General features: G+C 70.3%; 15 protein-coding genes. 6 read left to right on the top strand and 9 right to left on the bottom strand.

What is annotated here, in order from left to right:
* Window positions 1-13 precede the first annotated feature (13 nt).
* On the bottom strand, window positions 14-412 hold the full coding sequence (locus OS889_RS14205; RefSeq protein ID WP_372390848.1) for a DoxX family protein: 399 nt from the start codon (window positions 410-412) through the stop codon (window positions 14-16).
* A gap of 103 nt (window positions 413-515) precedes the next feature.
* Here OS889_RS14205 and OS889_RS14200 point away from each other — a divergent pair, with 103 nt between their 5' ends.
* The gene (locus tag OS889_RS14200) at window positions 516-995 is read left to right on the top strand and encodes an FKBP-type peptidyl-prolyl cis-trans isomerase (protein ID WP_372390845.1); all 480 of its coding nucleotides are present in this window, start codon (window positions 516-518) and stop codon (window positions 993-995) included.
* A 90-nt stretch (window positions 996-1,085) separates the two neighbouring features.
* Window positions 1,086-1,871 carry a hypothetical protein gene (locus tag OS889_RS14195; RefSeq protein ID WP_372390843.1) on the top strand — a complete coding sequence of 262 codons (786 nt, stop codon included), beginning with the start codon at window positions 1,086-1,088 and terminating at the stop codon, window positions 1,869-1,871.
* A gap of 21 nt (window positions 1,872-1,892) precedes the next feature.
* Here the strand turns inward: OS889_RS14195 and OS889_RS14190 are convergent, their stop codons facing one another.
* Genes OS889_RS14190 through OS889_RS14180 form a run of 3 tightly spaced genes read right to left on the bottom strand, consistent with a single transcriptional unit; the run spans window position 1,893 to window position 3,343 of the window.
* The gene (locus OS889_RS14190; RefSeq protein WP_372390841.1) at window positions 1,893-2,543 is read right to left on the bottom strand and encodes an L-threonylcarbamoyladenylate synthase; all 651 of its coding nucleotides are present in this window, start codon (window positions 2,541-2,543) and stop codon (window positions 1,893-1,895) included.
* A gap of 21 nt (window positions 2,544-2,564) precedes the next feature.
* Window positions 2,565-3,074, bottom strand: a complete 510-nt coding sequence (locus OS889_RS14185; RefSeq protein ID WP_372390839.1) for a redoxin domain-containing protein — start codon at window positions 3,072-3,074, stop codon at window positions 2,565-2,567.
* Window positions 3,074-3,343: a glutathione S-transferase N-terminal domain-containing protein gene (locus OS889_RS14180; protein ID WP_372390837.1), complete on the bottom strand. Its 270-nt coding sequence runs from the start codon at window positions 3,341-3,343 to the stop codon at window positions 3,074-3,076. The genes OS889_RS14185 and OS889_RS14180 overlap by 1 nt, the downstream gene beginning before the upstream one ends.
* 162 nt (window positions 3,344-3,505) lie before the next feature.
* Between OS889_RS14180 and OS889_RS14175 the strand changes: the two genes are divergently transcribed.
* Window positions 3,506-4,984, top strand: coding sequence for a hemolysin family protein (locus OS889_RS14175; RefSeq protein WP_372390834.1), 1,479 nt, complete (start codon window positions 3,506-3,508; stop codon window positions 4,982-4,984).
* Between the two features lie 39 nt (window positions 4,985-5,023).
* Here OS889_RS14175 and OS889_RS14170 read toward each other — a convergent pair whose 3' ends face one another.
* Together OS889_RS14170 and OS889_RS14165 are read right to left on the bottom strand one after the other, a co-directional pair.
* On the bottom strand, window positions 5,024-6,220 hold the full coding sequence (locus OS889_RS14170; protein ID WP_372390832.1) for an inorganic phosphate transporter: 1,197 nt from the start codon (window positions 6,218-6,220) through the stop codon (window positions 5,024-5,026).
* A 5-nt stretch (window positions 6,221-6,225) separates the two neighbouring features.
* Window positions 6,226-6,447 carry a DUF7859 family protein gene (locus tag OS889_RS14165; RefSeq protein ID WP_372390830.1) on the bottom strand — a complete coding sequence of 74 codons (222 nt, stop codon included), beginning with the start codon at window positions 6,445-6,447 and terminating at the stop codon, window positions 6,226-6,228.
* Between the two features lie 127 nt (window positions 6,448-6,574).
* Here OS889_RS14165 and OS889_RS14160 point away from each other — a divergent pair, with 127 nt between their 5' ends.
* Window positions 6,575-7,465 (top strand): ArsR/SmtB family transcription factor, encoded by an 891-nt coding sequence (locus tag OS889_RS14160; RefSeq protein WP_372390828.1) that lies wholly within the window; start codon window positions 6,575-6,577, stop codon window positions 7,463-7,465.
* Window positions 7,466-7,750: 285 nt separating this feature from the next.
* On the opposite strand, the gene OS889_RS14155 is transcribed toward OS889_RS14160, so the two are convergent.
* Window positions 7,751-8,281: a metallophosphoesterase gene (locus OS889_RS14155; RefSeq protein WP_372390826.1), complete on the bottom strand. Its 531-nt coding sequence runs from the start codon at window positions 8,279-8,281 to the stop codon at window positions 7,751-7,753.
* Between the two features lie 146 nt (window positions 8,282-8,427).
* Between OS889_RS14155 and OS889_RS14150 the strand changes: the two genes are divergently transcribed.
* Complete coding sequence (locus OS889_RS14150) at window positions 8,428-9,369, top strand: cation diffusion facilitator family transporter (protein ID WP_372390824.1); 942 nt, start codon at window positions 8,428-8,430, stop codon at window positions 9,367-9,369.
* A 24-nt stretch (window positions 9,370-9,393) separates the two neighbouring features.
* Here OS889_RS14150 and OS889_RS14145 read toward each other — a convergent pair whose 3' ends face one another.
* Together OS889_RS14145 and OS889_RS14140 are read right to left on the bottom strand one after the other, a co-directional pair.
* Entirely contained in the window at window positions 9,394-10,425 is a 1,032-nt protein-coding gene (locus OS889_RS14145) for a threonine aldolase family protein (protein ID WP_372390822.1), read from the bottom strand.
* Between the two features lie 135 nt (window positions 10,426-10,560).
* Entirely contained in the window at window positions 10,561-11,112 is a 552-nt protein-coding gene (locus OS889_RS14140) for a DoxX family membrane protein (RefSeq protein WP_372390820.1), read from the bottom strand.
* Between the two features lie 179 nt (window positions 11,113-11,291).
* Between OS889_RS14140 and ddh the strand changes: the two genes are divergently transcribed.
* On the top strand, window positions 11,292-12,230 hold the full coding sequence (gene ddh / locus OS889_RS14135; protein WP_372390818.1) for a D-2-hydroxyacid dehydrogenase: 939 nt from the start codon (window positions 11,292-11,294) through the stop codon (window positions 12,228-12,230).
* Window positions 12,231-12,400: the final 170 nt, after the last annotated feature.

Below are 12,400 nucleotides of genomic sequence, written 5' to 3'. Positions count from 1 at the left end.
CGCGCCGCTGTGGTTACTTCCAGGCCTCGCGGAGGAACACGAGAGCCCCGCCGAGCATCGCGACGTTCCCGAAGAAGGCGAGTCGCTCGCCGCTCTTCGAGCCCTCGTCGGCGTTCCAGAAGTCGTGCATCGTCGCGGTCACGACCGTCAGGAAGGTGACGACGGCGCCGGTGGCGAGCCGCGGGAACCGCCACAGCGCCACGCCGAGGCCGCTGACGAGCATCATCCCCGAGGCGAACGGGGCCGCCAGTTCCGGCATCGGGACGCCCGCGGACTCGGCGTACTCGATCGAATCCTCCATATCGCGGAAGTCCTCGGAGGCCTGGAGGGCGAGGCCGAGGCCCAACAGGACGCGTCCGAGGCGCGACGGCGCGCTTCCGCCGCCGTCGTCGCTTCCGGTGGCTTCGCTCATACCCGTGGGTGAATCGCGCGCCGCGGATAAGCGTTCGGCCCGACGCAGCGCCTCCCGCGACCGTCCCCGACAGAATCTTGCCGCGGGCACCCGGACACCGGCTATGACCATCGACGCGGGCGACGAGGTCGCCGTCGAGTACGTCGGGCGGTTCGAGGACGGCACCGTCTTCGGGACCTCGAAGTACGACGTCGCGGTCGATCAGGGACTCGCCGATCCGGCGGAGACGGACCCGGACGCGTACGGTCCGCTCGTCTTCGTTGTCGGCGCGGACGAGGTGATCCAGGGACTCGACGACGCGGTCCGCGGGATGGACGCCGGCGAGTCCGCCACCGTCCGCGTGCCGCCGGAGGCCGCCTACGGCGAGGTCCGCGAGGAGCGCGTCCGCGAGTACGACGTCGAGGCGTTCACGGCGATGGTCGGCACCGATCCGACCGCCGGGATGCACGTCGAGGCCGAAAACGGCCTCCACGGCGACGTCGTCGCCGTCCGCGAGGGAACCGTCGAGGTCGACTTCAACCACGAACTCGCCGGGCGGACGCTCGTCTTCGAGATCGAGATCCTCGACGTCGAGATCGGCTGATCACCGATGGGCGCGGCGTTCCGCGCGCCGCCGCGAGAGCCGGCCGATCCCGCGCGAGCGTTCAAATACGAGGACGGCCCCACCTCCGTCGTGTCTACTCGCCCCGAGACGATCCCGTTCTCGCACCTGGCCCGCGCCGCGTACTGCCCGCGACAGCTCTACTACGCCCGCCGCGACGACGATCTCTCGCCGCCCGAGGACGTCGCCGCCGTCCGCGACCTCGCGTTCGCCTACGACCGCCTCCGGGGGATGCGCGACGAGCGCCTCGCCGATCGGCCCATCGCCGTTCCGCCAGCGGAGTACCGCGCGAACCTCGCGACGGTCGCCGAACGCGACGACTACGCCGCGCTCGCGGAGCCGGCCGTCCGCGACGCGTTCCTCCGCGGCCGCGACTGCCACGGGATCGCCCACAAGGTGATCGGCGTCGATCCCGAGGGGGCTGCTGAGGCCGGAAGCGGGGCGGACGGGGCGTCCGACGACGTCGATGCCGGCGACGACGGTGCCAACAGCGTCGCCGACGGCGACCGCAACGGGGTCTCGCCGACGCCCGTCGTCATCTCCCCCGGTGCGCCGCCGGAGCGGGGCGTCTGGGAGCCCCAGCGCGTCCGGGCGGTCGCCGCCGCGAAGGCGCTCGCGTGGGAGCGAGAGCGCGACATTCCGACAGCGCTCGTCGAGTACCCCGCCCACGGCGTCGTGCGGACGGTTCGGCTGACGACGCGCAACAAGAGCGCCTACCGACGCGTCCTCTGGACGGTGCGGTCGATGTCGGGCGTGCCCTCGCGCACGCACGAGAAGTCGAAGTGCGAGGCCTGCGAGTACCGCGGCGCCTGCGGGACGAAGACGCGCTCGCTGAAGACGATGCTCGGATTGGGGTAGCGGGGAGAACGGAGAGAACGGTCAGCCCTCGACGTCGGGCTCCGTCCCGGTCTCGTCGGCCAGCCACGCGACGATGGCGTCGCCCATCGCGCCCCGGCGGTGGACGACGTTCCGCTCGGGATCGACGACCGTGCTCCCGCCGCCCGGCGCCTCGCCGGCGTCGATCACGGCGCCGACCGAGTCGCGGAGGTCCGGGTCCAGGTCGGCGACGCGGACCGCGCTCGGCGCGCCGCTCCGGTTCGCGCTCGTCGCCGTCACGGGCGTCGGCGCGACCCGCTCGAACAGCGCCAGCGCCACGTCGTGGTCGGGGATGCGCACGCCGACGCGGTCGCGACCAGCGGTCACGGCGTCCGGGAGCGCGGGGTCGCGCTCGACGACGACCGTGACCGGCCCGGGCAGGAACGCCCGCATAAACCGGAGCGAGCGCTCGCTCGGCTGGGTGTGCCGCTGCGCGACGGCGATCGACGGCACGCCGATCGACAGCGGCTTGTCGCGGTTCCGGCCCTTCGTCTCGAAGACGCGCTCGACCGCCTCCGCGTTCGTCGCGTCCGCGCCGAGGCCGTACACCGTCTCGGTCGGGTAGACGACGGTCTCGCCGCGTTCGATCGCGGCCGCCGCTTCGTCCAGCGCGCCGTCCAGGCGGCCGGGGGGCGACTCGTCGAAGTCAGTCATCGGTCTCGCTTCGCATCCCGGTCAGACGAGGGCGTCGATCGCGGCCTCGATCTCGTCGTACTCGGGGAAGGCGGGCCACTCGCTCGCGACCCACGCGTACTCGATCGTCCGGTCGTCGTCGAGCAGGAAGACCGCCGGCCGGGGCTCGACCACGCCGGTCATCCCGTCGAGGTCGTGTTCGATGCCGTACTGCTCGGCGACGTCGCCCGCGGGATCCGAAAAGAGGCGGGCGCCCTCGGCGCGCTCCGCCAGGAGGTCCTTGTGCTCGTACGGCGAGGAGATCGACAGGCCGACCACCTGGACGTCCTCGGTGAACCCGCGGTCGTCGTACTCGTTCCAGATGTACGTCGTCGGGAACGCGCCGTCCATCGGGTGGAACGCCAGGAGCGTCGGCCCCTCGGCGACGACCGCCGAGAGCGAGGTGTCCTCCCAGTACTCCTCGTTCACGAGCGGGCGCGTGAAGTCCGGCGCGGTGTCGCCCTCCTCGGGGTGGTCGGCCTCCGAGAGGGAGACGACCTCGAAGTCGACCATCAGGCCGCACCCCCCTCGCCGTAGGTCTTCTCCAGGTACTCGACGATGTTCGCCGACTCCGACATCGTCACGCCGGTGTTCTCGTCGACGATCGCGGGCACGCTCCGCTTGCCGGAGACCCGCTTCACCACGTTCCGCTCGGAGTGCATCGGCTCGATGAACCGCGAGCGGTACGACAGGTCGAGTTCGTTCAACACGCGCACGACGCGCTCGCAGTACGGGCACGCCTGGAGCCGATACAGCGTGATCTGTGGCTCGGACTCGCTCATACCCGACCTTTGGGGCGAGCCGTCCCTAAGGTCTTCGCACGCGGCAGCCCGCGCGCCCGGCCGCCGGCGCGACGGACCGGGCCTCGAACGGCCGCGCTCGCGCCCGTAGCCGCCGCCGAGGGTAACTCTTAATTCCCGGGCCAGACAAGGTGACGTAGTTATATGGGCTTGTCTCCGCCACTCACGTCTCTCGCCGTTCGCGGTCTTCGCGGCCTCGTCGAACGGATCACCGTCGGATCCGCCGGTCCCATCGACGGCACCGTCGTCGACGCGGCGGCCGTGCCGTCGGCCGTGGTCCTCCAGGCGATCCCGGTCAACGACACGACCGTCACGATCGCGGGCGCGATCGCGATCCTCGTCCTCATCGGCTTTTCGGCCTTCTTCTCCTCCTCGGAGATCGCGATGTTCTCGATCGCGAAGCACCGCGTCGACTCGCTGGTCGAAGACAGCGTCCCGCGGGCCGAGACGGTCGCCGAGCTCAAGTCCAACCCCCACCGCCTGCTCGTTACGATCCTCGTCGGCAACAACATCGTCAACATCGCGATGTCGTCGATCGCGACCGCGATCGTGGGGATCTTCTTCGATCCCGGGACGGCCGTCCTCGTCTCGACGTTCGGGATCACGACCCTGGTGCTCCTGTTCGGCGAGAGCGCCCCCAAGTCGTACGCCGTCGAGAACACCGAGTCGTGGGCGCTCCGGATCGCCCGGCCGCTGAAGTACTCCGAGTACGTCCTGCTCCCGCTGGTCGTCGTCTTCGACTACCTGACCCGCGTGATCAACAAGGTCACCGGCGGCCGGTCGGCGATCGAGACGTCCTACGTCACCCGCGACGAGATCCAGGACCTCATCCAGACCGGCGAGCGCGAGGGCGTCATCGAGGAGGACGAACGGGAGATGCTCGACCGCATCTTCCGGTTCAATCAGACCATCGCCAAGGAGGTGATGACGCCGCGGCTCGATATGACGGCGGTCCCGAAGGACGCCAGCATCGACGAGGCGATCGAGACCTGCGTCCAGTCCGACCACGAGCGCGTCCCGGTCTACGACGGCAACCTCGACAACATCATCGGGATCGTCACGATCCGTGACCTCGTCCGCGAGAAGCACTACGGCGAGGGCACCGCGTCGCTGACGGACCTCGTCCAGCCGACGCTGCACGTCCCCGAGTCGAAGAACGTCGACGAACTCCTCACCGAGATCCAGGACAACCGCCTGCGGATGGTGATCGTCATCGACGAGTTCGGGACCACAGAGGGACTCGTCACCCTCGAAGACATGGTCGAAGAGATCGTCGGTGACATCCTCGAAGACGACGAGGAGGAGTCCTTCGAGACCCTCGACGGCCGCGAGACGCTGGTCCGCGGGGAGGTCAACATCGACGAGGTCAACGAGGAACTCGGCCTCGACCTCCCGGAGGGCGAGGAGTTCGAGACGCTGGCCGGCTTCATCTTCAACCGCGCGGGCCGCCTCGTCGAGGAGGGCGAAGAGATCACCTACGACGGCATCACGATCCGGATCGAACAGGTCGACAACACCCGGATCATGAAGGCCCGGATCACGATCCCCGAGGAGCCGGACCACGAGGAAGACGACGACTCCGAGGGCGAAGACGAGCGGTCCGAGTCGCCGACCCAGGAGTAGCGCGCGACGTCCGCCCCACTCCCGACTTCACACTCGATTTTACAGCACGAACTCGATCGCGGTGAACACCGCGTATGCGGCGCCGAACGCCAGCGCCAGCGATCCGACCCACGCGGCCGCCGTCTTGAGCATCTTCTCGCGGCTCACGCCCGCGCCGCCGGCCGCGTAGCCGCTACCGATGATGGCGCTGACGATGATCTCGTTGAACGAGACGGGGATCCCGAGCGCGACGGCCGTCTGGGCGATCGCGAACGAGGGGATCATCGCGGCGATCGACCGGCGGGGGCCGAGCGAGGAGTAATCCTGCGAGAGCGCCTTGATCATCCGCGGCGCCCCGGTCCACGACCCCACGAGGAGCCCGAGCCCCCCGCCGACGAGGAGCGCCGGCAGCGGGATCGCCACCGCGCCCAGGAGCGGCACGAGCGGGCCGATCGCCAGCCCGACCTGGCTCCCGCCGGCCGAGAAGGCGACCAGGCCGCCGAGGACGAGGAGGAACCGCCGCTGGCCCTGCGCGAGGTCCTTCGTCACCTCCCGGCGGACGAGCCCGGCGCCGACCAATCCAAAGAGCGCCGAGACGACGATGACGCCGGCGTCGACGCCGACGACCGGGAGCACGATCGGGGGTGTCGCGGCCGCGCCCACCTCGGCGAGCGAGCGGCCGGACTCCCCGCCAAGCACGGCGAACCGGACGTTCGCGACGAGCAGGCCGACGACGCCGCCGAGTGCGGGCACCGCGACGGGCTCCGGGACGGACTCGTTGCGGAGGAACCGCGCCGTCCCGTAGGCGATCCCGCCGCCGACGAACGGCGTCAGGATCCACAGCGCCGCGATCTCCTGGTACTTGGCGACCGCCGGCCCGCCGCCGTTGGCGAGGCCGACGCCGACGACCGCGCCCGTGACGGTGAACGCGGTCGCGATCGGGTAGCCGGCGAAGACGCCGGTGGCGACGAGCGCCGCCGCGACCAGGAGCGCGACCGTCGACGCCGACGCGGTCAGGACGTTGCCGACGACGAGCTCGGTCCCGACCGCTTCCGTGACGTTCGCGCCCTGGAGGACGGCGCCTGCGAGGCCGAGCACGCCGACGATGAACCCCGCGCGCATCACCGAGATGGCGTTCGCGCCGACCGCGGGAGCGAAGGGCGTCGACCCCGACGAGCCGGCGCCGATCGACCACGCCATGAACAGGCTGGCGAGCGCGGCGACGACGAGCGTCGCGAGGATGGCGGCCGCGACCATCGCGATTACTTCCCCCGGTAGCCCTCGTCGAAGCCGTCCCGGAGCCCCGTCAGCGTCCGCCTGACGAACAGATACGCGAAGAAGACGAAGCCCAGGAGGAAGACGACGAGCACGATCAGCGCCGGGTTCGACGCCGCGAAGTCGACGACGGCGTCGACCTGTGCGGGCCCGCCGCCGCGTTCGAGATCGAGAGATCGGCCGACGACGCCCGGCCGGGAGGTGGACATACGCCCCGCTTTCCCCGGCGTCAGTAAAGGCGTTTCGCCGGCGTCGCGCGGCGGTGCGACGGCGACGCGGCGCTCCGGCCGCCGACAGGGGGAAGACTCATCATACAGGCGTCGATACCGTGGGGCGATGGCCGATATCCTGCCCTCCCGGCCGGACCTCCCCGACGACGAGGACAAAGACCCCCGCGTCGTCGGGCTCGACAGCGACGACGTCGACGACCTTCTGGCGGCAATCTCCTCCGAGACGGCGCGGCAGCTCCTGGGGGAACTCCACGAGGAACCGGGGCCGCCATCGGACCTCGCAGACCGCGCGGACACCTCGATCCAGAACGCCCAGTACCACCTCGATCGCCTGGAGACCGCCGGCCTCATCGAACCGGCCGGCACGGCCTACTCCGCGAAGGGTCGGGAGATGACGGTCTATGCGCCCTCGGACCAGGCGCTCGTCGTCGTCGCCGGGAGCGAGGACGACACCACCGGGCTCCAGTCCGCGCTCACCCAACTCCTCGGCGGGCTGGGCGTCGTCGCGCTCGGGAGCGTCGTCGTCGACCGGCTCGTGCGGGCGGGCGCCGGCCCGACGCTCTCGACCGGAGCGGGGAGCGCGGGGGGCGACGGCGGCGCGGGCGGATCCGCCGACGGCGGTGCGACGGCGGCCGACGCCGGGGGCGGCGGGGCGAATCTCACCGGAGGGACGACGGCCGAGCCGACCGCGACGCCGACGGCCGAACCCGCGACGCCAACGGCGACAGAGAGCGATATGCAGATCGCGGAGGCGACCGGCTCGCCCACCCAGACGCCGACCCAGACTCCGCTTCCGGAACCCACAGAGACGGTCGCGGAGGCGACGCGGACGGCGACGGAGGCGGCCCAGACCGCCGCGGCGACGACCCAGTCGGCCGCGGGCGGGGATCCGATCGGCGCGCTCGGATCGGCCGTGGCGTCGCTCCCGCCGGGGGCGTTCTTCTTCCTCGGCGGCGTGGTCGCGCTGGCCTTCGTCGCGATCGCGTGGCAGCGGTAGTCCGCGGCTGTCGGGACCGCGGTGCGCCCGCGCCGATTCTGTCGCTGATCGAGAATGATCAAAGCGACATTTGAGTCTACGCCGTTTATATAACGTTTCCACCCCAAGCACCACTTGCAGGGTCGTCGCCCGCGGTCGGCCGTCCGGTCCGACGCCTCTCCCCCTCCGGACGGCCGTGCCGGTCGCCGAAGCTGCTCCCTGCCCCCTGCCCCCCCTTCGAGCCACGGCGGCCGAACGTCTCAGCCGCCGGCGACGGCCCCACGCGCACTTTCTTTCCCTCGCCTCCTACCGGTCCCGAGCCCCGCGTCCGTCGACGACGAAGGACTCGAACGGCTCGCCGTCGACCGTGACGAGCCGGCCCTCGACGCCACCTCCCTCGCGCCGCTCGAACTCCGCGTGTGCGGCCCGGTTGCCGCGGGGCTGGGCGTGGCTGCCGGGATTGACGAGGACGACCTCGTCGGTCGGCTCGTAGGTGGGGCGGTGGCTGTGGCCGAACAGGACGACGTCGGCGGCGCGCTGGCGACCGAACAGCGCCAGCGCCGTCGAGCCGCCCCGCTGCCGGTGGGTCATCGCGAACGTCAGCCCGCCGAAGGTGAACGTCCGCGCCTCCGGCAGTCGGTCGCGGATCCCCGCGTCGTCGTTGTTACCGGAGACGCCCAGCAGGCGGTCGGCCTCGCGCTCGAATTCGTCGAGGACGGACTCGCGCATAAAGTCCCCCGCGTGGGCGACGAGGTCGGCCTCCCGGACGGCGTCGAGCGTCCGACCGGAGAGGCGGTGGGTGTCGGTGCTGTGGGTGTCCGAGACGACGGTGAGCATTACGGGGCCGTACGCCGGCGGCCCACAAGAACTGTCCGACGTTCGGCGGGGCAACGGTGTCCGGCGGGACAAGGCAGACACGCGACGACGCCGCGGGTCGCACTCACGTGAAAACCACTTTATCCCCGTCGTTAGAGAGCAATCGTATGGCCGGAAGCAGAGGCGTCGTCCTCGCCGCGCTCTTCGCGAACGGGGCGATTGCCGTCTTGAAGTTCCTCGGATTCATCCTCACCGGCAGCCCCTCGATGCTGTCGGAGACGTACCACTCGGTCTCGGACACGGGCAATCAGGTGTTCCTCCTGATCGGGATCCGCTACAGCGACAAGCAGACGAGCCGCGAGCACCCCTTCGGCTACGGGAAGGCGCAGTTCTTCTACTCCTTCCTCGTCGCCGTCCTGCTCTTCGGCATCGCCGGCTGGGAGTCGGTCAAGCACGGCTACGACGCGATCGTCCACGGGACCCACGGCGTCGCCGGCCCGGTCTCGATCGCCGGGTTCTCCTTTCCGTCGTGGTACGTCAACGTCGCCGTCCTCCTGGGCGCGATCGGCTTCGAGAGCTATGCGTTCGCGAAGGCGAACAAGGAGCTCAGACGCCAGATCGACAAGTACGGCTGGACGGGCCTCCGGGACGCCTTCCGGAAGACCAGCGACGTGACGACGCTTACGGCGTTCACAGAGGACACGATCGCCCTTCTGGGCGCGGGGCTCGCCCTTGCGGGCATCCTCCTCTCGAAGGCGACGGGCAACGAGATCTACGACGCCGTCACGGCGCTGCTTATCGGGATTATGCTGATGGGGTTCGCGGTCGCGCTCGCGTGGGAGAACAAGCGGCTCCTCCTCGGTGAGAGCCTCCCGGCGGAGGTCGAAGCGGAGCTCAGAGCGGCCATCGAGAACGCGCCGCAGGTCGTCCACGTCGACACCTTCCGGACGGTCTACATCGGCCCGCAGAGCGTGTTGGTCACGACGGACGTGAGCTTCGTCCCGGAGACCCAAGCGACCGACCTCGACGAGCTGATCGCCGACCTCGAAGCCGAGCTCAGAGCCGTCGACGACCGCATCGAACACGTCTACGTCGAGCCCGAGGTCTGATCTCGGGGTCCGACGGCCGGCTTCTCACGCCCGGAGCGTCTCGACCGCGTCACCGACCCGCTCGATCGCCTCCTCGATGTCGTCGCGGTCGACGTCCAGGTGCGTACAAAAGCGGGTGAGATGCGGCCCGTGCGCGCCGCCGCGGACGCCGGCGTCCTCGCAGGCCGCGACGAACGCCTCTGCCTCGACACCGAGGTCGTCGGTGTGGACCTGCACGATGTTGGTGTCGGGCTCGGGGACCCGGAGCCCCTCGATGTCGTCGAGGCCGGCCGCGAGCCGGGCCGCGTTCTCGTGGTCGGTGGCGAGGCGATCGACGTTTTCGAGGGCCAGGAGGCCCGGCGCGGCGATCAGCCCGGCCTGGCGCATCCCGCCGCCGAACAGCTTCCGGACCCGCCGGGCCGCCGCGACGAAGTCGGCGTCGCCCGCGAGGATCGAGCCGACGGGCGCGCCGAGCCCCTTCGAGAGGCAGAACAGCACGGAGTCGACGTCGCGGACCATCCGCGACGGATCGACGTCGAGCGCGACGCAGGCGTTGAACAGGCGCGCGCCGTCGAGGTGGACGGGGACGTCGCGGTCGTGGGCCGCCTCCGCGACCGCCGAGATGGCCTCGGGCGTGACGGCGACCCCGCCGCGGGCGTTGTGGGTGTTCTCCAGGGTCAGGAGGCCGGTCCCCGGCCGGTGGAGGCTCTCGGCGACGTAGGCCGACTCGAACTGTTCGGGCGTCGGAACCGCGTCGCCGGCGTCGACCGGCCGCGTCTGGAGTCCCGACAGCTGCGCGAGGCCGCCGAGCTCCCACTGGTAGATGTGTGACTTCCGGTCGAGGACGACCTCCTCGCCGCGCTCGCCGTGGACGCGCGCGGCGATCTGATTGCCCATCGTCCCCGTCGGGACGTACAGCGCGTCCTCGACGCCGATCAGGTCAGCCGCGGTCGCTTCGAGGTCGTTCACCGTCGGGTCCTCGCCGTAGACGTCGTCGCCGACGTCCGCGTCGGCCGCGGCCGCCCGCATCGCGTCGGAGGGCCGAGTCACCGTATCACTCCGGAGATCGATCGCCATACGTCGTAGTCGTCGGCCGGCGCCAAGAAGGAGGTGGTCCGCGTCGCGAATCGGCGTCGCCTCGGTCGGGGATATTCTACTAGAGGATGCCGTCGAAAAATTCGGCCCCGAAAAGCCGCGCTGGTCCCGCCCGGCTCAGCCGAGCAGGAACTTCGCGATCCGGGTGTTCGCGAGGTCGAGCTCCTCGATGTAGGCGTCGAGTCCGAGGATCCGGCCCGCACCGAGCGTCGCGAGGGTGACGAAGAGCAGCAGGCCCATCAGGTCACCGTTGACCAGCCCGTGCGCCCAGTCGGCGTTCCCCAGGTAGAAGAACACCATCAGGAAGGCCCCGAAGAACGAGGCCAGCCTGACGAGCGCGCCCACGATCAGGCCGAGTCCGATGAGGAACTCGCCGGCCGGGATCATCACGTTCGTGAACTCCATCAGCCACGGCGTCCCCGCGGCCCACGCGAAGAAGCCGTGGATCGGGCTCGCCGAGGTCCCGTGGAGCAGGTAGCCCGTCGCGTCGAAGGGCTCGCCCGCCACGAAGGCGAACTTCGTGAAGCCTGCGTGGAGGAACCAGTAGCCGGTGACGACTCGCAGGATCGCGAGCCAGTAGCCGGCGACCGTTCCCTGGAGATCGAAGTCGAGGACGTTTCCGAACGTCGTTTCAGTCGCCGCTTGGGTTGTGGGGGTTGCCGTGGTCATTGTTCTTCACCTTACAACTGTACCGTCGCGAGCAGAGCGCATATAACGGACATCTGATTCCCGAATCGCCGGAAATGGCGCGTGCCAGTGTCTCTCAGTCCGATCTAATTCCTCGAACCGTAGCTGGGGCCGCCCGACTGCGCGGTGGGTTTTTGTACCGCTACGCGCACGGACAACGTATGTCAGAGGACGGACTCGTACTCGGGATCCACCCCTCGGTATCGGAGCTCTTTCCCCCGTCGAAGCTGCGCGAGGAACTCGGCGACGCCCCCGTCGTCGTCGAGGGGATGGACGGCGACGCCGACACCGACGGCCTCGACGGCGTGGTGACGTTCACCTACAGCGAGGCGTTCCTCGACGCGGACCTCCAGTGGATCCACTGCGTCCTCGCGGGCGTCGACGCCTTCCCGCTCGACGACCTGGAGCGGGCGGGAATCCGGCTCACGAACAGCAGCGGCGTCCACGGCGACGCCGTCGGCGACACGGTTCTGGGCTATCTGCTCCAGTTCGCCCGCCGGCTCCACGTCTACCGCGACAACGAGCCCGAGCGGACGTGGCGCTACCCCGACTGGCACGAGACGTTCACGCTGTCGGGAGAGACCGTCTGTGTCGTCGGCCTCGGGACGCTCGGCCAGGGCGTCACCTCGCGCGCGCAGGGCGTCGGGATGGACGTCGCGGGCGTGCGCCGGACGCCGACGCCGATCCCCTCGGTTGACGACCTCTACACGCCGGACGCGCTCACCGAGGCCGTCGCGGACGCGCGCTTCGTGGTCCTGACGGTCCCGCTCTCCGAACGGACGCGCGACCTCGTCGGCGCCGACGAACTCGCGGCGATGCGGGACGACGCCTACCTCGTCAACGTCGCGCGCGGCGGCGTGGTCGACCAGGACGCCCTCGTGGACGCGCTGGAGGCCGGCGAGATCGCGGGCGCGGCGCTGGACGTCTTCGAGGAGGAGCCCCTCCCCGACGACTCGCCGCTGTGGGAGCTGGAGAACGTGATCGTGACGCCCCACGCCGCCGGCGCGACGCGGGACTACGCCGGGCGCGTGGCCGCCCTGATTCGGGAGAACCTCACGCGGATTCGCGACGGCGACTCGCTCGCGAATCAGGTGGTGTGAGCGATTCGGACGTCCGTGACGGACGGTTCGCTCGCGTCGTTCTCGACAGAGCGACCGCTCGCGGGCGCAGTGTATCGCAGAAGGTCCGGGTGCGAGAATTGAACCGAAATCAGACGTGCTCGCTCACTGCGTTCGCTGCGCGCGACTGATAGGGTTGATTTCTCCGTGCG

The sequence above is a fragment of the Halobellus sp. MBLA0158 genome (genome assembly GCF_041477585.1).
Lineage (GTDB): Archaea > Halobacteriota > Halobacteria > Halobacteriales > Haloferacaceae > Haloquadratum > Haloquadratum rubicundus.
This window is presented reverse-complemented; position numbering and strand designations above follow the sequence as displayed.